General features: G+C 70.9%; 19 protein-coding genes. 8 read left to right on the top strand and 11 right to left on the bottom strand.

Features of this window, described 5'->3' with window-relative positions; genetic code table 11:
• Positions 1-21 precede the first annotated feature (21 nt).
• From LRG10_RS11225 to LRG10_RS11245, 5 genes are all read left to right on the top strand, one after another.
• Entirely contained in the window at positions 22-1,236 is a 1,215-nt protein-coding gene (locus LRG10_RS11225) for a Wzz/FepE/Etk N-terminal domain-containing protein (protein ID WP_238635621.1), read from the top strand.
• Positions 1,233-2,255 carry a polysaccharide biosynthesis tyrosine autokinase gene (locus tag LRG10_RS11230; RefSeq protein ID WP_238635622.1) on the top strand — a complete coding sequence of 341 codons (1,023 nt, stop codon included), beginning with the start codon at positions 1,233-1,235 and terminating at the stop codon, positions 2,253-2,255. The genes LRG10_RS11225 and LRG10_RS11230 overlap by 4 nt, the downstream gene beginning before the upstream one ends.
• Before the next feature lie 250 nt (positions 2,256-2,505).
• Positions 2,506-3,588: an MraY family glycosyltransferase gene (locus LRG10_RS11235; protein ID WP_238635623.1), complete on the top strand. Its 1,083-nt coding sequence runs from the start codon at positions 2,506-2,508 to the stop codon at positions 3,586-3,588.
• 114 nt (positions 3,589-3,702) lie between these two features.
• Positions 3,703-4,836 (top strand): ABC transporter ATP-binding protein, encoded by a 1,134-nt coding sequence (locus LRG10_RS11240; RefSeq protein ID WP_238635624.1) that lies wholly within the window; start codon positions 3,703-3,705, stop codon positions 4,834-4,836.
• Between the two features lie 105 nt (positions 4,837-4,941).
• Positions 4,942-6,246, top strand: coding sequence for a conjugal transfer protein TraF (locus LRG10_RS11245; protein WP_238635625.1), 1,305 nt, complete (start codon positions 4,942-4,944; stop codon positions 6,244-6,246).
• Here LRG10_RS11245 and LRG10_RS11250 read toward each other — a convergent pair.
• The 9 genes from LRG10_RS11250 to hemH form a co-directional block, all read right to left on the bottom strand.
• The gene (locus tag LRG10_RS11250; RefSeq protein WP_238635626.1) at positions 6,243-7,922 is read right to left on the bottom strand and encodes a proton-conducting transporter membrane subunit; all 1,680 of its coding nucleotides are present in this window, start codon (positions 7,920-7,922) and stop codon (positions 6,243-6,245) included. The genes LRG10_RS11245 and LRG10_RS11250 overlap by 4 nt on opposite strands.
• Entirely contained in the window at positions 7,922-9,433 is a 1,512-nt protein-coding gene (locus LRG10_RS11255; RefSeq protein ID WP_238635627.1) for a complex I subunit 5 family protein, read from the bottom strand. Before LRG10_RS11255 ends, LRG10_RS11250 begins: the two co-directional genes overlap by 1 nt.
• Positions 9,430-10,893: a proton-conducting transporter membrane subunit gene (locus LRG10_RS11260; RefSeq protein ID WP_201241517.1), complete on the bottom strand. Its 1,464-nt coding sequence runs from the start codon at positions 10,891-10,893 to the stop codon at positions 9,430-9,432. Before LRG10_RS11260 ends, LRG10_RS11255 begins: the two co-directional genes overlap by 4 nt.
• A gap of 3 nt (positions 10,894-10,896) precedes the next feature.
• Positions 10,897-11,199, bottom strand: a complete 303-nt coding sequence (locus tag LRG10_RS11265; protein ID WP_201169125.1) for a cation:proton antiporter subunit C — start codon at positions 11,197-11,199, stop codon at positions 10,897-10,899.
• Positions 11,196-12,155 carry a hydrogenase subunit MbhD domain-containing protein gene (locus LRG10_RS11270; RefSeq protein WP_201169129.1) on the bottom strand — a complete coding sequence of 320 codons (960 nt, stop codon included), beginning with the start codon at positions 12,153-12,155 and terminating at the stop codon, positions 11,196-11,198. The genes LRG10_RS11265 and LRG10_RS11270 overlap by 4 nt, the downstream gene beginning before the upstream one ends.
• Positions 12,152-12,457 (bottom strand): monovalent cation/H(+) antiporter subunit G, encoded by a 306-nt coding sequence (locus LRG10_RS11275; protein ID WP_201169132.1) that lies wholly within the window; start codon positions 12,455-12,457, stop codon positions 12,152-12,154. The genes LRG10_RS11270 and LRG10_RS11275 overlap by 4 nt, the downstream gene beginning before the upstream one ends.
• Complete coding sequence (locus tag LRG10_RS11280) at positions 12,457-12,720, bottom strand: monovalent cation/H+ antiporter complex subunit F (protein WP_201169150.1); 264 nt, start codon at positions 12,718-12,720, stop codon at positions 12,457-12,459. Before LRG10_RS11280 ends, LRG10_RS11275 begins: the two co-directional genes overlap by 1 nt.
• Positions 12,721-12,736: 16 nt before the next feature.
• Positions 12,737-13,186 (bottom strand): Na+/H+ antiporter subunit E, encoded by a 450-nt coding sequence (locus LRG10_RS11285; protein ID WP_201169135.1) that lies wholly within the window; start codon positions 13,184-13,186, stop codon positions 12,737-12,739.
• Positions 13,187-13,273: 87 nt separating this feature from the next.
• Positions 13,274-14,389, bottom strand: coding sequence for a ferrochelatase (gene hemH, locus LRG10_RS11290; RefSeq protein WP_238635629.1), 1,116 nt, complete (start codon positions 14,387-14,389; stop codon positions 13,274-13,276).
• A gap of 180 nt (positions 14,390-14,569) precedes the next feature.
• Between hemH and LRG10_RS11295 the strand changes: the two genes are divergently transcribed.
• A complete protein-coding gene (locus LRG10_RS11295) occupies positions 14,570-15,022 on the top strand; it encodes an arsenate reductase ArsC (RefSeq protein WP_201241521.1) in 453 nt (150 codons plus the stop codon).
• Positions 15,023-15,051: 29 nt separating this feature from the next.
• Here the strand turns inward: LRG10_RS11295 and LRG10_RS11300 are convergent, their stop codons facing one another.
• Together LRG10_RS11300 and prmB are read right to left on the bottom strand one after the other, a co-directional pair.
• Complete coding sequence (locus tag LRG10_RS11300; protein WP_238635630.1) at positions 15,052-16,350, bottom strand: M48 family metalloprotease; 1,299 nt, start codon at positions 16,348-16,350, stop codon at positions 15,052-15,054.
• 75 nt (positions 16,351-16,425) lie between these two features.
• On the bottom strand, positions 16,426-17,346 hold the full coding sequence (prmB, locus tag LRG10_RS11305) for a 50S ribosomal protein L3 N(5)-glutamine methyltransferase (RefSeq protein WP_201169144.1): 921 nt from the start codon (positions 17,344-17,346) through the stop codon (positions 16,426-16,428).
• Positions 17,347-17,469: 123 nt separating this feature from the next.
• Between prmB and LRG10_RS11310 the strand changes: the two genes are divergently transcribed.
• Both LRG10_RS11310 and asd read left to right on the top strand, forming a co-directional pair.
• Positions 17,470-18,174: an SCO family protein gene (locus tag LRG10_RS11310; protein WP_238635631.1), complete on the top strand. Its 705-nt coding sequence runs from the start codon at positions 17,470-17,472 to the stop codon at positions 18,172-18,174.
• A complete protein-coding gene (gene asd, locus LRG10_RS11315) occupies positions 18,171-19,031 on the top strand; it encodes an archaetidylserine decarboxylase (RefSeq protein WP_238635632.1) in 861 nt (286 codons plus the stop codon). The genes LRG10_RS11310 and asd overlap by 4 nt, the downstream gene beginning before the upstream one ends.
• Positions 19,032-19,163 lie beyond the last annotated feature (132 nt).

Here is a 19,163-nt window from a genome sequence, read left to right on the forward strand (position 1 = left end):
CCCGCGAGGTCGAAGGCAAGCATGAGCGAGACGCACAGCGCCCCCCCGAGCGGCGGCGAAGGCCAGGACGAGATCGATCTGAGCCAGCTCATCGACATCCTGCGCAACGGGAAGTGGCTGATTGCGGCCGTCACGGTGGCCGCCGGCGCTGCCGGTTTCGGGTACGCCTCGCTGCAGACCAACATCTACCAGGGTGATGCCCTGATCCAGCTTGAGACGCAGCAGCGCTCCCTGGGCGGACTGGAGGAGATGGGTGGCTTCCCGACCGAGGGGCCTGGCGTCGCGACTCAGATGGAGGTGCTCAAATCCCGGAGCCTCCTTGGCCGGGTGGTGGACGAGCTCAACCTCACCGTCCACGCGGAACCCCGCTACCTGCCGGTGATCGGCGAGGCGCTGGCGCAGCGCCACGGCGGCGATGAGCCGGCCCCGCCGCGGCTGGGCCTGGAGCACTTCGCCTGGGGCGGGGAGTCCATCGACGTCACCCGGCTGGAGATCGGACCTGGCCTGCGTCGGGACCTGGACGGTGACCCGCTGGTCCTGCGCGCCGGGGAGGCTGGAGACTACACGCTGCACGTCGGTGAGGAGACGATCGCACAAGGTGAGGTCGATGAGCTACTGGCCCTGGAGTACGGCGGGCAAGCGGGCGTGACGCTGTTCGTCGCCGATCTGCAAGCGCGCCCCGGCACCGAGTTTGAGCTGGGCACGCGCAGCCGTGAGGCGGCAATCCGCAGCCTGCGCGGGCAGCTCTCGCTCAGTGAGCGTGGCAGCGATAGCGGGGTGCTGGAGGTGCGCATGGAGCACCCCGACCGGGCCTACATCGAGGACGCCCTGAGCAGCCTGACCGAGCACTACGTCCGCCAGCACGTCGAGCGCAAGAGCGAGGAGGCCAGTCGCAGCCTGGAGTTCCTCGAGGAGCAACTGCCGGATATCCGCCAGGAGCTGGAGACCGCTGAGCAGCAACTGAGCCAGTTCCGCAGCGAGCACCAGGCTGTCGACCTGGACCAAGACTCCCGCGCCCTGCTTGAACAGGCGGTGGATATTGAGCAGCGGCTCTCCGAGCTCCAGGTCGAGCGCAACGAGCTCGAACTCCAGTACGGCCCGGAGCACCCGCGCATGGAGACCATGCGCCGGCGCGAAGCCTCGCTACGCGACGTTAAAGAGGACGTAGACAAGAGATCGCCAACCTGCCGGAGAAACAGCAGCAGGCGCTGCAGCTGCGGCGCGAGGTGGATGTGACCACCTCGCTCTACACCAACCTGCTGAACACCTCCCAGGAGCTGCGCGTGGCCCGGGCCGGCGTCGTGGGCGATGTCTTCATCCTCGATGAGGCGGAGTCCGCCAGCAGTCCGGTGGCCCCCCAGCGCAACCTGATCGCCGCGCTGAGCGTGGTCCTCGGGGGCATGCTTGGTGTCATGGGGGTCTTCGGGCGGGAGTTCCTGCGCCGCGGGATCAGCGACCCCGACGCGCTGGAGCGGGACTTCGGTCTCCCCGTCTATGCGGTGGTGCCCCACGCGCCCGAGCAGCGACGCATGGAGCGCCGGGCACGCTCACGCAGGCAGTCGGTTCAGGTGCTGGCCCACACCCAGCCGCAGACACCTTCGGCAGAGAGTCTGCGCAGCCTGCGCACAAGTCTGACCTTTGCGCTGATGCGCGAGAGCCGCAGGATCCTGATGATCACATCGCCCCAAGCGAACTCGGGCAAGACGTTCGTCTCGGTCAATCTGGGGGCGCTCGTGGCCGCCGGCGGGTCCCGCGTGTTGGTGATCGACTGCGACATGCGCCGGGGCCGGCTGCACCGTTACCTGGATGACCGCGAGCTTGAACCGGGCCTTTCGGACATCCTGGCCGGCCAGACCACCCTGGCCGAGGCGGCGCGCAACGTGGACGGTTCCGAGCTCGATCTGCTAACCACCGGGACGCTGCCGCCCAACCCGGCCGAGCTGCTGATGCACGAGCGCTTCGGGACGCTGCTCGAGCACGCCGAGTCGCACTACGATCTGGTCATCCTGGATACGGCACCGGTCATGGCCGTGGCGGATGCAGCCATTGTCGGCACCCACGTGGGTGCCACCCTCATGCTGGCCCGCGCCGAGGCCACTGGGGTCCGGGAGATGCGCGCAGCGATTTCCCGCCTGGAACAGGCCAGCGTTCAGGTATCGGGCCTGATCCTCAACGATTTCCAGGCCAAGCGCGCCGGCGGCGGCTACTACCAGTACTACTACTACGACTACACCTACCGACCACAGGGCACTTGAACGTCTGCGACCGCGTGCCGCGTCCGCGCGGCCGTAGGGGTAGGGGTCGTTCAGGCGGTATTTACCATCATCCGCGATGATAGGGAAGCTGGACGGCCTAGGGGCGAAAGCAACGAGTACGGGCCGGATCCCAGACGGGCAAGGCCGATACCCCTGCTGCCGCGGTAACCGGCCCCGGGAGACCCAATGGTGTGTTAGCTTAGCAGCTTTCCCACTGACCCCCTCGCGCTTGGCAACGGAGCGCCGCGTTGTGACGCAGATCGCTGTCCAGATCTTCTTCGCTTTTGCGTTGACCGCTTTCTTGCTGCTGGTCCTGCGCCGCCCGGCCCTGCAGGCCGGGCTGGTAGACCGGCCGTGCGCGCGCAAGCGCCACGGGCGGGTGGTGCCGCTGATCGGCGGCATCTGCATCCTGCTCGGGTTCGTGGCGGCGTCGCTGCCGGCGGACTTCGGGCTGCGCGACTACCAGGGGCTGTTCGCCGGCATGGGCCTGCTGGCCATCGTGGGGGTCATCGACGACCTGATCGATATCGACGCGTGGGTGAAGTTTGCCGCTCAGGTGGTGGCCGCGCTGCTGATGACCGCCTGGTCGGGGCTGGTTGTATCGGACCTGGGGCAGCTGCTCGGCCCGCAGGTGTCGCTGGAACTCGGTGCCCTCGCGCTGCCGTTCACCGTCTTCTGCGTGGTGGGGCTGATCAACGCCGTGAACATGTTCGACGGCGTGGACGGCCTGGCCGCCGGCACGGTGGCAGCCGCCCTGGGCTGGCTGGTGCTTGCCGGCGCCTTCAACGGCGGGGCCAGCTGGCTGATCCTGGCTACGCTGTTTCTCGCCTCGGTCTGCGCCTTTCTGCTGTTCAACATGCGCAACCCGTGGCGGCGCAAGGCCGCCTGCTTCCTGGGCGACTCCGGCAGCATGATGCTCGGCTTCGCCTTGGCGTGGTTCGCCGTGGAGGCCGCTCAGGGCGAGCATGCGCTGCTGCCACCGGTAGCCATTGCCTGGATCCTGGCTCTGCCAGTGCTCGACACCCTGACCCTGATGGGGCGGCGGATCCTCCGCGGTCGCCACCCGTTCCAGCCCGACCGGGAGCACCTGCACCACATCTTCTACCGCGCCGGCTTCACCCCGGGCCAGACCGTAGCCGTGCTGGTGCTAACCACGGTGCTGCTGGGCGGGGTCGGCGTCTTGGGCACTGGACTGGGCGTGCCGGAGTGGGTGCTGGCGGTGCTCTTCGTGCCGGTGGTCCTGGCCCACGTCCTCGCCCAGGCCCGGGCCTGGCGCTTTGCCCGGCTGATGCGCCGCCAGCTGCGCTGGGTGCGCTCCAACCTGCGCCAGTGACCATCCGGGGGGCGGGCGAGCAAACCACCCCACCGGGCAGCGCCCCACGCATTGAGAATTATTCGCAAATCGTGCATGCTGGGCTCAACATTGCCACATTGCGCGGGAGCGCCCATGGTGGACCACACGGCATCCCCCCTGCTCGAGCTCAGCAACGTACACTGCTGCTACGGCGGCACCACCGCGGTCTATCAGCTCAGCCTGCGCGTCCTGCCCGGGCAGATCGCCTGCCTGCTCGGCCCCAGCGGCTGCGGCAAGACCACCACGCTGCGGGCCATCGCTGGGTTCGAGCCACTATGCAACGGCGAGATCCGCGTCCGCGGCGAGCCACTCTCACTCCCCGGCTACGTGATGCCGCCGGAGAAACGGCGCATGGGCATGGTCTTCCAGGACTACGCCCTCTTCCCGCACCTGAACATCTACGACAACATCACCTTCGGTCTGCGCCGGCTCAACCGCCGCGAGCGCCGCCGCCGCGCCGACGAGCTGCTCGAGCTGGTGGACCTGCAGGGCTATGGGGATCGTTTCCCCCACGAGCTCTCCGGCGGGCAGCAGCAGCGCGTCTCGCTGGCCCGGGCGGTAGCGCCGCAGCCGCAGCTGGTGCTGCTCGATGAACCCTTCTCCAACCTCGATGTCGAGCTGCGCGAACGGCTCAGCCGCGAGTTCCACGACATCTTCCGCGACCAGCAGATGACCGCCATCCTGGTCACCCACGATCAGCACGAGGCCTTCGCCATGGCCGACGAGATCGGCCTGATGCGCGACGGGCGCATCGTGCAGTGGGACACGCCGTTCAATCTCTACCACGAGCCGGCGGACCGCTTCGCCGCGGAGTTCATCGGTCAGGGCAGCATGATCTCCGGCACCCTGATCGACGGCGAGCGCATCCAGACCAGCCTGGGCACCCTGCGCGGCAGCCACGGCTTCCCGTGGCCGGCCGGCACCCGGGTGGATGTGCTCCTGCGCCCGGACGACGTGCGCATGGGCGAGGCGCCCTCGGGCCTCTACGGCCGGGTGGTGAAAAAGGCCTTCAAGGGGGCGGAGACCCTCTACACCCTGCGCACGCCGGATGGGGTCGAGCTCCTGGCCCTAGCCCCAAGCCACAGCGACTACGCCGTCGGCGACGACGTGGGCCTGACCCTGGATACCGAGCACCTGGTGGCCTTCCCGGCCGACGGCGAGGCACCGGCGGAGGCGGAGCGCTCGCCAGCCAGCGCCCAGCCCGTGCGCGCCGTCAACGTCGGCTGAGCCGGCGGGTCTGCTGCCAGGCGGAAGCCCCGGCGGACCGCTCAAGGGCGGAGGCGACCAGCCGATACCCTCGGGTAGCTCCCCGGAACGGCAGGCAGACCCGTTATGCGCAGGCACACCCTCCCCGTCGCGGCGCTGGCCGCGCTGCTCCCCCTGACCGCAACCGCCAACCACCAGCCGCCGGGCTCGGCGCTCGGCTTCGGCGACGCCACCCGCTTCGCCGACACCCAGGGCAGCAAGCAGAACCCCGCCGGCCCGATTGCCGGTAGTGAGCGCGGCGTACGCATGGGAGTCTTCAGTCTTGGGCTCTCCTACGAGGTCGGAGACGTCTCCGATTTCGGGGACGACTTCGAGGATCTGGGGGGTGAATTCGATGAGTTGGAGCAGAAGCTTGAAGCCGTCGACGAGGACACTGACATCGACGAGCTTGAGGATGACCTGCAAACGCTCGAGACCAACATCAACGAGATCCTCGATCGCATCGCCGACGACGGCTACCTGACCGCCGGGGTCACCGGGCAGTTCGTGCCCTTCCCCTTCGAGACCACCCAGGACGCCCTGCGCGGCTCGCTGCTTGTCGATCTGGAGTACAGCGCCCGGGGCCACCTGTCGGTGCTGCGCGGGGAGGATCTCGATCTGGATGTAGGGAGCCAGCAGGAGGCAGAGGAGGCGCTCGAGGAGCTCGACGGCTTCGGCGGCTACATCCGCAGCGCCATCACCCGGACCTTCACCCTGGGCTACGGCACCACGGTCTACGACAATCCCCACGGCCTGCTCTTCGCCGGCGCGCAGCTCAAGCACCACCAGGTGGAGCTCTCGCGGATGACGGTGGGCTTCGATGACGACGCCGGCAGCAAGCTCAGCGACGAGTTCGGCGAGAACAGCCAGACCGACTCGGATTTCGGCGTCGATCTGGGGGTGATGTGGGTCGGCGACTGGTACCGGGCCGGGGCGAGCATCGCCAATCTGGTCGAACCCACCTTCGACTACCCGGCGGTGGAGGACGAGGCCACCTACGACCAAGCCACCGAGCGGGGCGAGATCGACCCCGACGAATACTACCGCATGGAGCGCCAGCTCAACCTCGAGGGGGCGGTGCACACCGCCGACGGGCGCTGGCTGCTCGGCGGCTCGCTCGATCTCAACGCCGCCGACGGTCCCTTTGCCGACGGCTCCGACGACGCGTACCAGTGGCTGACCGTCGGTGGCGCCTACCGCCCGCCCCACGCCGCTCTGCCCGGCTGGCGTCTGGGCTACCGGCAGAACCTGGCCGGCTCGGAGATCGGGTATATCACCGGCGGTGTCACGCTCTTCCGGGTGCTGACCCTGGATGCGGCCATGAGCACCGAGACCGTGGACTCCGTGCCGCGGGCGTTCATGTTCAACGCCGGCGTCGGCGTGCGCTTCTAGCCGCCGGCGAGGATCCCGAGCAGCGCGATCCCCAGGACCAGCAGCAGGAACAGCACCCCGGCCATGGCCAGCGCCAGCAGGCGGCTCTCCACCGCCGCGCTCAACCGCGATAGGCCGACCAGCGACGGCGCCCGAGGGCGCGCCGGCAGCCGCCGCCACGCCCGCCGGCTGGCATGGCCCAGGCGCACCCCGGCGAGCAACGCCGGCTTGATCCAGTCCCCCTCGGGGATGCGCGGCAGCCGTGCGGCCCCGGCCAGACCGAAGAGCACCGCGGCCACGGCGCCGCCGGCAAGCGCCGGCAGCAGGGCGTCGAGCAGGGCCGCGGGCTGCGCGGTGTAGCCCACCAGCTGCGGGGCCACCACCGCCGCCGCCAGCCACGGCAGGGTCAGGGAGAGCAGCACCAGGGCGAGCACTGCCGCCCGCCGCGCCAGCGGATCCGCCCCGCCCTCGCCGCGCCAGGCCAGCAGCAGGAAGCGGATCATGAGCACGGCGGTCAGCGCCGAGGCGAGCAGCAGCAGCGGCTCCGCCGGGGCGCCGAGGGCCTCGGCGCCGAGCTGTTTGCCCGCCCCCTTGGCCAGGGCCCCGCTGGTGGCCGGCACGCCCACCAGGGCGAGCGCCGGCAGCAGCAGGTACGCCCCGCGGTGGCGGCCGTGGAGCCCGCAGCCGAGGAACAGCGCCCCCTTGGCCAGGCCGTGGTGCAGGGCGAAGAGCGCCACCCCGGTGAGCGCCGCCCCGGCCAGCGCCGGCTCGAGCAGCGCGGTGCCGGTAAAGGCGGTCATCAGGCCCATCTGACTGACCGTGGAGTAGGCGAGCACTATCTTGGCCCGGCGCTGGGTCACGCCCACCACGCTGGCGTAGAGGCTGCTGGCCAGCCCCGCCACCACCAGCACCCCGCCGGCCACCGGCAGGGCCAGATCGCCGATGGGCAGCAGGCGCCACCACGCCACCAGGGCGGCCTTGACCAGCAACGCCGAGAGCAGCGCACTGGCCGGCACCGGCGCCGCCGGGTGGGCCAGCGCCAGCCAGGCGTGCAGGGGCACCACGCCGGCCTTGACGGCGAAGCCGAGCCCGATCAGCGCCACCAGCACGTTGCGGTACGGGTGCTCGACGACCAGCGCCGGCACCTCGGCGAGCGCGGCGTTGCCGCCCTGGGCGGCGATTAGCAGCACGGCGGCGAGCACCGCGGCCTCGGCCAGCACCGCCATACCCAGGTAGACGCGCCCGGCACGGAACGCCTCCGGTGTGCGGAAGTGGACCACCAACGGGTAGGCCACCAGCGTCATGGTGGCGTAGGCGAAGTAGAAGGTGGCCAGATCGGCAGCCAGCACCACCCCCATCAGCGCCGCCACGGTGGCACCCAGACCGATGAGCAGCCCGGCGGGCGTCGTGCCGCCGCTGCCGCCCTCCCCGGCCACGGCGAAGAGTAGCGCGGCGGCGGCCACCGGCGCGGCGAGCAGCAGCACCGCCTGGCCGAGGGGATCCGCCGCCAGGCGGGTATCGAGCAGCAGCCACGGCAGCTGCAGGGTCTCGCCGGCGAGGACGAGCCCGCCCAAGGCGGTCAGCGGTGCGAGCACCAGCAGCACTGCCCCGGTCCGCCGTGCGCCGGCGGCGAGCAGGGCCACCGCCAATAGCGGGAAGAGCACCGGCAGCAGCAGACCGGCGGCCGGGTCGATCATCACAGCGGGTACTCCTGTTCCACGATGCGCTGCGCCCAGTTCAGCGGCGAGAACTCCGCCGCCGCCAGCACGCCGGCGAGCAGTGCTGCCAGCGCCGTGAGCAGCGCCGGGTAGAGCAGCCAGCGGTGGGTCTCGGCGCTGCTCGTCCGCGGCATTGCCCCTGGCCAGCCGGCGGGGGCCGGCAGCAGCCAGATCCGCCGCAGCACGGGCAGAAAGTAGGCGGCGTTGAGCAGCGTGCTGGCCACCAGCACGGCCAGGATCCAGTAGAGCTCCTGGGCGAGCGCGCCCAGCCCCAGGTGCCACTTGCTGATGAACCCGGCGATGGGCGGGAAGCCGATCATGCCCAGCGCCCCGATGGTGAAGGCCACCGAGGTCAGCGGCATGCGCCGGCCGACGCCATTGAGCGACTCGATGCGGTGGATGCCCAGGGTCTCGGCGTAGTTGCCGGCACAGAAGAACAGGGTGATCTTCATCAGCCCCTGGTGAACCAGGTGCACCAGCCCGCCGATCAGCCCCAGTGGCCCGCCCATGGCCACCCCCAGGGTGATGAACGAGACCTGGCTGACCGTGGAGAAGGCCAGGCGACGCTTGATGTCCACCTGCGCCAGGGCGCGCAGCGAGCCGTAGAGGATGGTCACCGCCGCCAGGGCGGCGAGCACCGGGGTCACGTTCAGGTCCGCGGCCACGGCGTGGCCGTAGACATCCTGGACAATGCGCACCACGCCGAAGGCGCCGGCCTTGACCACCGCCACGGCGTGAAGCAGCGCGCTGACCGGCGCCGGCGCCACCATGGCGATGGGCAGCCACGCCTGCAGCGGAAAGAGCGCCGCCTTGACCGCCACACCGCCGAGCAGCAGCGCGAGCACCACGGTGGCCGCTCCCGGCGCGGCGGCCGCCCACTCGGCCACCGCCGCCGAGCCACCGGGGCTGAACGGCTGCTCGCCCACCGCGGCGTAGAGCGCCACAGTCCCGGCGAGCAGCGCCATGCCCCCGCCCAGGGTGTAGGCGAGGTAGGTGCGCCCGGCAGCCAGCGCCGCCGGGTGCCCGCGGTGGACCACCAGCGGGTAGGTGGCCAGGGTGAGCGCCTCGTAGAAGAGCAGGAAGGTGAAGAGGTTGCCGGCCAGGGCGATGCCGAAGGTGGCGGCCACGCACAGCGAGAAGAAGCCGAAGAAGCGCGCCCGCTGCGCGGAGTTCTCCAGATAGGCGACGGCGTAGACGGTGGTGATCAGCCAGAGCACCGCCGAGAGCATGGCGAAAAGCAGCGCCAGCGGGTCCGCCGCCAAGTGAAAGGTGACGCCCGGGACGACCTCCCAGGCGACCTGGTAGCTGCGCCCCTGCAGGAAGCCGTAGACCAGCAGGGCCACCAGGACCAATTTGACGCTGGCACCGAAGAGGTTCCAGAAGGTGCGCTGACGGCGGCGCTCATCGCGCAGGGCGAAGATGATCACCGCCGTCCCCAGCGAGGCGAGCAAGGCCCACAGCGGCAGCAGGTCCTGGAGCGCGGCGATCATTGGAGCCCCTCCGGTGCGCCCTGCTCCAACAGCCCCAGCGCCGGCATGGCCGAGACCCCCATGGCGTAGACGATGAGCACCAGCAGCAGCGGCACCCACTCCATGATCCGCGGCACCCGTTGTGCCGGGCGCACCTCGGTGTAGCCGGCCGGCGGCGCGGCGTGGGCCACCGCCAGCACGCGGAAGGCGTAGGCGGCGGCGAGCACACTGCCGAGGATGATCACCACCGCCCAGGGCCACTGCCCGCCACTGATCGCGCCGCTGAGCAGCAGCCACTTGGCCAGGAAGCCACCGCTGGGCGGCAGGGCCATGAGACTGGCGAAGGCCAGCCCCAGGGTGAGCACGGTGATCGACAGGTACGGGGTGAGCCCGCGCAGGCCCTCGAGCCGATCGTGCCCGAGGCTGTAGAGCATATTGCCGGCGGCGAGGAAGGCGGCGGACTTGGCGAAGCCGTGGGCCAGGGCGTGGTAGGCCACGCCCTGCCAGGCGTGCACGGCGGCGGCCGGGATCACCACCATGGGCAGGAGCAGCAGCAGGTAGCCGAGCTGCGCGATGGTCGAGTAGGCGATGACCTGCTTGAGCCGCGGCTGGCGCAGCGCCTGCAGCGAGCCGTAGAGCACCGCCAGCGCCCCCAGGGCGCCGATCAGCCAGCCCATGTAGGTACTCAGCAGCACCGGGAAGACCCACAGCCACAGGCGCAGCACCAGGTAGAGCCCTGCCTTGGCCACCAGCGCCGAGAGCGCCGCACTGGCCGGCGCCGGGGCGTTGCTGTGCGCCGGCATCAGCCACATGTGCAGCGGGAAGACCGCCGCCTTGGCGAACAGCCCGGCGGTGATCAGCGCCGCCGCCACGGCGGTGTGGGCGTCGGCACCGACGAGCTCGCCCACCTCGCGCAGGTGCAGGGTGCCGGTGCCGCCGTAGAGCAGCGCCACGCCGAGCAGATAGGCCAGCGAGCCGAGCAGCGCCAGCAGCAGGTAGCGCATGGCCGCGCCCAGCGACGGCCGATCGCCGGCCATGGCCGCCAGCGGAGCCGCTGTGAGGGTGAGCAGCTCCAGCATGACGTAGAGGTTGAACAGGTCCGCCGAGAGGAAGGTGCCGTTGAGCGTGGCCCACTGCACCAGCCACAGCGGCCAGAAGAGCTCCGTATTGTAGCCCTTGCCGCGCAGGTAGGGCGCGGCGTAGAGCGTGACCGCCAGGCCGACCAGCGCGGTCATGCCGAGCATCAGCGCCGAGAGCCCGTCGGCGTAGAGCTCCACGCCCAGCGGCGGCTGCCAGCCGCCCAGGTGATGGACCTGCGGGCCGTTCTCCGCCACCTGGCGGACCACGTCGGCCACCGCCGCCACCGTGGCCACGGCGCCGAGCAGCGGCAGCCACGGCGCCCGGCGGGCGCGCACCAGGAAGACCGCCAGCGCGGTAAGCAGCGGCAGGAAGAAGGCCAGTGGCAGCGAGAGCGTCGCCACGGCCTACTCCTCGTCCTCGGGCAGGTGGTTGAGCCCGGTCTCGGCGTGGTAGCGGCGCGCCAGGACCAGGGCGAAGGCGGTGGCGCTGACGGCGATGACGATGCCGGTGAGCACCATGGCGTGGGGCACCGGATCGACGTAGTCCGGGTGGCGGCGGGCCAGGGCCACCAGCAGCAGGAAGACCGAGTTGCCGAGGACGTTGACGGCGAGGATCCGGCGCAGCAGGTGGCGCTGGGTGATCAGCCCGTAGATGCCGATGCCCGCCAGCGCCCCGGCGATCAGGGAATAGAAGGCGGCCTGGGTCACCGCACCTCCCCGCGCAGGCCGCCGGAGCCGCTGAACAGCAGCACCAGCGGCAGCGCTATGGCCAGCGTCAGCGCCGTCTCGACGAGCAGGATCAGCTCATAGGTCCACTCGGCCGGATAGGCGAGCACCGCCGAGGCCAGGCCCGCGCCGGCCAGGCCGATGGCGCTGAACAGCACCATGCCGCCGACCAGGGCCAGGCGCTCGGCGAAGCTGGTCTCCTCGGTCGGGCGCAGCCGCCCGGTCAGGCGCAGCAGCACGCCGAGGGCGGCGAGCACGGCACCGGCCTGGAAGGCGCCGCCGGGCTGATACGCCCCGGACCAGAGCAGGTAGCCACCGGCGAGCACGGTCATCGGCGCGATGAAGGCGATCAGCGGCTGGACCAGCAGCGGCTCGCGGTGGCTGGCGCGCAGCCAGTCGCCGGGCCCGGCGTGGGTCAGGTCCTGGGCCACCACCCGGGCGGCGAGGAAGGCGACGAAGAGGACCACCACCTCGGAGAGGGTGTCGATGCTGCGGAAGTTGAGCAGCACGGCGGTGACCGGGTTCTCCACCCCGCTCGCCTCGAGCTTGGCCAGGGCGAGGCGCCCGGCGGTCTGCTCCGGCGGCTCGAGGCCGACCACCGCCCAGCCGATGCCGGCGATCAGGACGCCGACGAGCACGGCCACGCCCACCGCCGCCCACGGCGGCACCGCCGGCGGGGGCGGCTCGTCGACGTCGCTGCCCTCGGGCAGCAGGGCGCGGTAGGCGGAGAGCAGCAGGGCCCCGGTGATCCCGGCGCCGATGGCCGCCTCGGCCAGGGCCAGGTCGGGGGCGGCCAGGCGCGCCCAGGTCACGGCCATGAGCAGGCCGAAGACGATGAACAGCACCACGCTGCGAAAGAGGATGCGGCTGGCGACGATCTGCCAGGCCAGCCCGAGCAGGCCACCGGCGAGCAGCAGGTCGAAGGTCCAGTCGATCACGGCGGCGTCCTCCGCGCCCCGCCGCGGGCGCGCAGCGAGAAGCGGGCGATCAGGTGCGCCGAGACGGTGGCGGCGATCAGCGCCAGCATCCAGATCAGCACCAGCTTGGCGGCCACCCAGCCGGTTTCGGCCTGCAGGATCAGGGCGGCCACCACGCAGCCCAGGCCCAGGTTGTCGGCCTTGGTCAGCGCGTGCAGGCGATCGAAGACGCCGGGGAAGCGCAGCAGTCCGACAGTGCCGGTGAGAAAAAACAGCCCGCCGAGAAGCAGGAGCCCGGCGCTGAGCGCGTCGAGCAGCGTCATCACTCCTCCCCCTTCTCGAAGCGCCGCGGCACCCGGGTGAAGGCCACGGCGATCACCGCGGCGAGGACCACGAAAAGCAGGGCCACGTCGCGCAGCGCCGGCAGGCCCATGGCCTCGGCGAGCAGCAACAGCACGGCAACAGTGGTGGTGCCGAAGAGCAGTGCGGCAAGCATACGGTCGGCAGCGGTGGGGCCGCGGTGGACGCGCCACAGCCCGGCGAGGAGGTTGAGCAACAGAAAGACGGCGAGACCCAGATAGAGCATCTGCACGGCGCTTACCTCATGCGGCGGCACCGGTGGTGGTCCCGCTCAGGCCGTAGACCGCAGCCACGCGGCGCTCCAGCCCGGCGACCTCGTCTTCGGCCTGCGGGGTGATGGCGTGAACGATGAGGATATCGCCCTCCAGATCGGCGGCCAAGGAGCCGGGGAGCAGACTCAGGGCCGCGACCAGGGCCACCCGTGGCTCGCCGGGGGGCAGCTCGACGGCGTAGCGCAGCCAGTGGCTGTGGATGGGCATGCGCGGATGCATGGCGCGGTAGGCGACATCCACGGCACCGATCAGCGAGCGCACTAGGAAGAAACCGGCAAAGCGCAGTGCCGGCAGGGGGTACCAGGGGTGGATGCGCCGGCCGGCGAAGTAGACGCCAACCCCGGCGGCGGCAAGGATCGTGGCGACGCCGAGCACGCCGCCAAGCCGCCCCTCGGCAAGGATCAGCCAGAGCAGCAGCATGACCGCCGCCGCTCGCAGGGTGCGGCCCAGCCACACCGCGGGGCCGGGCCGGGAGGCGGGGCCTGGCGCCGCCGGCGGGACCACGGGCTAACTCTCGGCGCCCTGGGCCCGGGCGCGCTCGGCGGTCTCGGCACGGCGGCGCTGCTCGGCCTCCCGGTCGCGGCCGCCATCGACCTCGCGCCAGCCCTGGCCGTGCTGGAGGATCAGGGCGGCGAGTGCATCGAGGTGATCGGGGCGGTCATTGAGCGCCGGGATGTAGGAGAGGCGCTCGCCGCCGCTCTCCTCGAAGTACTCGCGGTTCTCGCCGGCGATCTCCTCGAGGGTTTCAAGGCAGTCGGCGGAGAAGCCGGGGCAGACGACATCCAGGTGCTTGACGCCGGACCGGGCGAGTTCGGTGACCGTCTCGTCGGTGTACGGCTTGAGCCACTCCTCGTTGCCGAAGCGCGACTGGAAGGTCACATCCCAGGTGCCCGGCTCCAGGCCCAGTTCCTCGGCCACCAGTCGCGAGGTCTTCAGGCACTGGCAGTGGTACGGGTCGCCGTCGAGCAGGTAGCGCTCCGGCACGCCGTGGTAGGAGAAGAGCAGCCGCTCGCCGCGCCCCTCGCGCTCCCAGTGCTCGCGGATCGAGCGGGCCAGGGCCTGGATGTAGACCGGCTCGTCGTGGTATTGACCGACCATGCGCAGTTCCGGCACCCACCGCCAGCCCATCAGCTCGCGCGCCACAGCGTCGAAGGTGGAGCCGGTGGTGGAGGCGGAGTACTGCGGGTAGAGCGGCAGTACCAGGATCCGCCGCGCCCCGGACTCGCGCAGCCGGCGCAGGGCCGCCGGGATGGACGGGTTGCCGTAGCGCATGCCCAGCTCCACGACGAAGGGGCCGCGATCGTTCATCGCCTGCAGGCGCTGGCGGATGCCGGCCGCCTGGCGCTGACCGATGCTCAGCAGCGGCGAGCCGTCCTCCTCCCACACCTCGCTGTAGGCGGCCGCGGACTTCTTGGGGCGGGTGCGCAGCACGATGCCGTAGAGGATCGGCCACCAGCGCCAGCGCGGGATCTCAATGACCCGCGGATCCGAGAGGAACTGGCGCAGATAGCGGCGCAGGGCCGGTTCCGTCGGCTCGTCCGGGGTGCCCAGGTTGGCGACCAGGACCCCCACGGCGTGCGCTTCATCGTGCTGGAACGTGCTCTTCGCGGAATAGAGTTTCATAGGGCCCGGAGCATATCAGGAGCGGGCTTACGTTGGGGAGTTCAGCGACGGCCGGATGGGGCGAAACTTCCTTACAGTCTGCATATCTGTCATCAATCAGCCGCCGATCCGAGGCTGACCCGGACACCGCCGGCCGGGTAGACTGCGCGTCACACGTAGGCAACCGTCTGGATCAAGGCAATGAGCAACAAGACCCGTGTACTCTTCCTGTCCAACAGCAACGCCTGCCGCTCGCAGATGGCCGAGGGCTTTGCCGAGAACCTGGCCGGCCATCTGATCGAGCCCTGCTCGGCGGGGATCGCGCCGGCGCAGGAGCTCGACCCGCGGGCGGCCAAGGTGATGAGCGAGGACTGGACGGACATCTCGTCCAAGGCGCCGAAGGCGCTGGACCCGGCGGTGCTTGAGCAGGTGGACATGGTGATCACCCTCTCCGAGGAGGCGCAGGAGGCCTGCCCGGAGCTGCCCAAGGGTGTGGAACACCGCCACTGGCCGACCAACGACCCGGCGCAGGCCGGCGCCGACGACGATACGCAGGCGATGAACGCCTACCGTGATGCGCAAGACGAGATCAAGGAGAACATCCTGTTCCTGCTTAACGAGGTGCGCGGCGGGATCGACGAGTTCGAGATCTAAGATCCCGCTGCCCTGCCCCGGCGGCCGGCTCAGCCGTCCTGTAGGCGGCTGAGGGCCTCTCGGGCGCGCTCGCCGTAGAAGCCTTCGGCGCTGGCCGCCTTCTCGTAGTTGGCGATGGCGGCGTCGCGGGCGCCGTCGGCCTCGGCCATCTCTCCAAGCGCCAGGTGGGCCGGTGCGGTGGGCAGCAGGCGGGCCGAGCGGACCAGATCCTCGCGGGCGCGCTCGTCGTCGCCGCGGACCCGGTGCAGCAGGCCGCGGTCGAGGTGGTAGCTGAAATAGCCGTCGTTGCGCTCGATGGCGGCGTCGAAGGCGGTGATGGCCTGGTCCTTCTCGCCGAGACGGGCCAGGGCCTGGCCGCGCACGGCGTGGAAGGCGGCCTCTTCGGGATAGGCGTCGATGGCGGCGTCGGCCAGCTCCAGGGCCCGGCGGGGCTCTTTGGCACGCAGGGCCTGCTGCGCCTCGTCGTGCCGGGCGTAGGCCTCGCTGTTCTCCTCGAGCACGCGGATGTGCCGGGCGTAGCGCTCCCCGCCCAGGGTCCAGTCCTCGCCGCCGAGTTCCTCGCGCAGGGCGCGAGCGGTCTCGCGGTTGGCCTGGACGCGCTCCCGGGACGGCGGATGGCTGGCAAAGAGCCCCTCAAGCCAGGAGGGCTCCCGGTCGCCGGCCAGGCGCACGAACTTCTCCTGCAGGGTGACGGCGGCCTCGGGGTCGTAGCCGGCCTTGGCCATGTAGCGGGTGCCGTGGTAATCCGCCTCGAGCTCGGCCTCGCGGGAGTAGCGCTGGCTGATCAGCCCCACGCCGACGCTGGCCCCGGCGACCAGCAGTCCGGAGAAATCGTGGTCCTGGGTAGCCAGGCCGACGGCGGCGACGCCGGCCTGCATGATCATGCCGCGCTCGACGCGCTGGGCACCGTGACGGGCGGCGGAATGGACGATCTCGTGGCCAAGCACGGCGGCCAGCTCGGCTTCATTCTCCATTTCGGTAAGCAGGCCGCGGTTGATGGCGATCTTGCCGCCGGGCAGGGCCCAGGCGTTGGGGGTGCCGTCGTTGAGGACGACAAACTCATAGGGCAACCCGGGGCGGTGGCTCTCGGCGGCGACGCGCTGGCCGACCTCGTCGACGTAGGCGACCAGCTCCGAGTCGGCGTTGTAGCGACCGCCCATGCTCTGGAGGGTGGGCTCGTAGTGCTGCTCGCCCATGGCGATCTCCTCGCTCTCGGAGATCAGCCGGAACTCCCGCTCACCGGTGACCGGGTTGACGCCGCAGCCGGACAAGCCCAGCGCCAGCAGCGCCACCGGAATCAGCCATCGCCAGACCTGTCTGCCCTGCATCTTTCCTCCCCTGCCGGGCTGCCGCCGCCCGGATCGTCGCTCCGGATCCGTGGTTCCGTTGTCGGACCTCCTCGACTATAGCGCACCCGCGTCCCGGGCCTCGCGCAACTGCGTGGCGTTGATCAGGAAGACACCGAAGCCGCCGCGCTCGAGCTCCACCCAGGTCAGCGGCAGGTGGCCGAAGGCCTCGGCCACGGCTTCCTCGGAGTCGCCCACCTCGACCACCAGCAGGCCGTCTTCGGTGAGCCGATCCGGGGCACCGCTGAGGATGCGGCGAACCACGTCGAGGCCGTCCTCGCCGGCGGCCAGGGCGTGGTGCGGCTCGTGGCGGTATTCGGCTGGCAGCGCGGCCATGGCCGGGGCATCCACGTAGGGGGGGTTGGTGACGATGAGCTGGTAACGCTGCTGCGGCAGGCCTTCGTAGACGTCGGACTGGATCAGGGCGACGCGCTCGTCCAGGTCGTGGCGGTGGACGTTGACCGCGGCCACCTCGAGGGCGTCGGCGTCGATGTCGGTGGCGTCGATGGCGGCGCCGGGGAAGGCGTAGGCGCAGGCGACGGCGATGCACCCGGAGCCGGTGCCGATCTCCAGCACGCGCTCGACGGCGTCCGGATCCAGCCAGGGCTGAAAGCCGCGCTCGACGAGTTCGGCAATCGGCGAGCGGGGCACCAGCACGCGCTGGTCGATGTAGAACGGCAATCCGGCAAAGAAGGTCTCGTGGGTGATGTAGGGCAGCGGCAGGCGCTCCTGGATACGCCGACGCACCCGGGCCATGACCGCCTCGCGCTCGCCGCGGGTCAGGCGCGCGCCCCAGTAGAGGTCGGGCAGGTCCGCCGGGAGGTGCAGCGCGTGCAGGGCCAGCGCAGCGGCCTCGTCGATGGCGTTGTCGGTGCCGTGGCCGTAGACCAGCCCGGCCTCGTTGAAGCGGCTGGCGGCGTAGCGGACGATGTCGCGCAGGGTCTCGAGACCCTCCGGGGCGTGGTCGATGGGCTCCACGGTGTTCCTCCCTTGGCGTTTGCGCTTCGGTTATGATGGCCGGTTACGGTGCCACTGCCCAGCGATCGATGCACGCGCTGTCGCGCGCTGGAACGGCTTGCGATTTTGGATCCGGGAGCGCCCATGCCGGCAAACCGTCCGCAACGAACCACCCGGCCCCTGCTCGGGGCCCTGCTGGCCGTCCTCTCGGTGCTGGCGGCGGTGATCGGCGTCGGCCTCGCCGCCACCGCCCTGCGCCCGGATCCGGGGGTGCCGGACATCCAGGGCACCTACCTGGAGGATGGCCGGCCCATCGCCGATTTCGTGCTCGAAGACCAGGACGGGAAGCGCTTTTCGTCCACCGACCTCCACGGCAAGTGGACGGTGCTGACCTTCGGGCACACCGAATCCCCGACCACCTGGGAGAACCTGGCGCTGCTGCACAGCGCCCGCGAGCAGCTGGCGCACACGCGGATGAGCGCGCGGCTGCAGGTGGCGCTGGTCAGCGTCAATCCCGATGACGGCCCGGACGAGCTGGCCGACTACGTGGGCCGCTATCCGGCCGCGTTCCACGGCATCAGTGGACCGGTGGCGCGGGTCCGCGAGCTTGCCGGCAGCGTCGGGGTGCGCTACATGGCGCCCAACGGCGGCAACGTGGACCACGGCTTCCACATCCAGCCGGAGGGAGCGCTGCTGGTGATCAACCCCCGCGGCAAGCTGGTGGCGCTGCTGATGCCCCCGCACCACCCGGAGCTGATCGCTCGGGATCTGTTCCGGCTGATGGAGCGCGAACGCGGCGGTTTCCTGCGCAACCTGCTAGAGAGCGTCCGCGAGCGGGTCCGCGAATGAGCGCCGAGCCCGCCGCCCATCTTGCCGACCGGGTCCGCGCCTTCGGGCACCGGTTGCTGCCCACGCGGCTGCTCTCCCGGGTGACCTGGCATGTGGCGCGCTCCCCGCGCCCCTGGCTGAAGAACCGCCTGAATCGCTTCCTGGTCCAGCGCTACGGGCTGGATCTGAGCGAGGCCGAGCACGCCGACCCGTGTGCCTACCCCACCTTCAATGCCCTCTTCACCCGGGCGCTGCGCCCGGGGGCGCGGCCGCTGCCCGAGGATCCGCAGGCGCTGGTCAGCCCCTGCGACGGGACGGTGAGCGCGGTGGGGCATCTGCGCGGCGAGCAGCTGATCCAGGCCAAGGGGATCGAGTACCCCCTGAGTACGCTGCTTGGCGGGCTGGATGCCACACCGCTGCGCGATGGGGCGTTCGTGACGATTTATCTGTCGCCGCGGGATTATCACCGCTTTCATGCGCCGCTGGCCGGGCGTCTGTGTGCCGAGCGGCATGTGCCGGGGCGCCTGCTGACGGTTGCCCCCTGTGCGGTGCGCGCCATCCGCGGGCTGTTCCTGCGCAATGAGCGGCATGTGACGCTCTGGGAGACGGCGGTGGGGCCGGTGGCGGTGGTCCCGGTGGGGGCGGTGAATGTGGGCAGTATTGAGACGGGCTGGGGGGGGGCGGGGGCGGATGCGCGGGGGTTGAGTCGGGATTACGCGCCGGGTGCCGGGGTGTTTTTGGCTCGCGGTGAGGAGTTGGGGCGGTTCAATCTGGGTTCGACGGTGATTCTGGTGTTGCCGCGGGGGGCGGTGCGTTGGGCCGATGGTCTGGTGTCGGGGCGGTCGGTGCGGATGGGGGAGGTTTTGGGGCGTCTTTAGGGTCGGGGCTCGATCGTGGGGTGGCTTTTGCGGCGGTCGGGGTTTGATCGTGGGGCGGCGCGTTAACCGGCGGGTGCCGTGGATCGGGTGGCGGGGGGCCGGGGACGGCCTGAGATCGCGCCCCGCTTGTCA

The sequence above is a fragment of the Halorhodospira sp. 9628 genome (assembly GCF_022228075.1).
Lineage (GTDB): Bacteria > Pseudomonadota > Gammaproteobacteria > Nitrococcales > Halorhodospiraceae > Halorhodospira > Halorhodospira halophila_A.

Bases quoted from the DNA above. Each gene is read 5' to 3' on its own strand.
- LRG10_RS11225 (WP_238635621.1), top strand. From the start codon at position 22: ATGAGCGAGACGCACAGCGCCCCCCCGAGCGGCGGCGAAGGCCAGGAC.
- LRG10_RS11240 (WP_238635624.1), top strand. From the start codon at position 3,703: ATGGTGGACCACACGGCATCCCCCCTGCTCGAGCTCAGCAACGTACAC.
- LRG10_RS11245 (WP_238635625.1), top strand. From the start codon at position 4,942: ATGCGCAGGCACACCCTCCCCGTCGCGGCGCTGGCCGCGCTGCTCCCC.
- LRG10_RS11250 (WP_238635626.1), bottom strand. From the start codon at position 7,922: ATGATCGACCCGGCCGCCGGTCTGCTGCTGCCGGTGCTCTTCCCGCTA.
- LRG10_RS11255 (WP_238635627.1), bottom strand. From the start codon at position 9,433: ATGATCGCCGCGCTCCAGGACCTGCTGCCGCTGTGGGCCTTGCTCGCC.
- LRG10_RS11275 (WP_201169132.1), bottom strand. From the start codon at position 12,457: ATGACGCTGCTCGACGCGCTCAGCGCCGGGCTCCTGCTTCTCGGCGGG.
- LRG10_RS11280 (WP_201169150.1), bottom strand. From the start codon at position 12,720: ATGCTCTATCTGGGTCTCGCCGTCTTTCTGTTGCTCAACCTCCTCGCC.
- LRG10_RS11285 (WP_201169135.1), bottom strand. From the start codon at position 13,186: ATGCTGCTGCTCTGGCTGATCCTTGCCGAGGGGCGGCTTGGCGGCGTG.
- hemH (WP_238635629.1), bottom strand. From the start codon at position 14,389: ATGAAACTCTATTCCGCGAAGAGCACGTTCCAGCACGATGAAGCGCAC.
- LRG10_RS11295 (WP_201241521.1), top strand. From the start codon at position 14,570: ATGAGCAACAAGACCCGTGTACTCTTCCTGTCCAACAGCAACGCCTGC.
- LRG10_RS11300 (WP_238635630.1), bottom strand. From the start codon at position 16,350: ATGCAGGGCAGACAGGTCTGGCGATGGCTGATTCCGGTGGCGCTGCTG.
- LRG10_RS11310 (WP_238635631.1), top strand. From the start codon at position 17,470: ATGCCGGCAAACCGTCCGCAACGAACCACCCGGCCCCTGCTCGGGGCC.
- asd (WP_238635632.1), top strand. From the start codon at position 18,171: ATGAGCGCCGAGCCCGCCGCCCATCTTGCCGACCGGGTCCGCGCCTTC.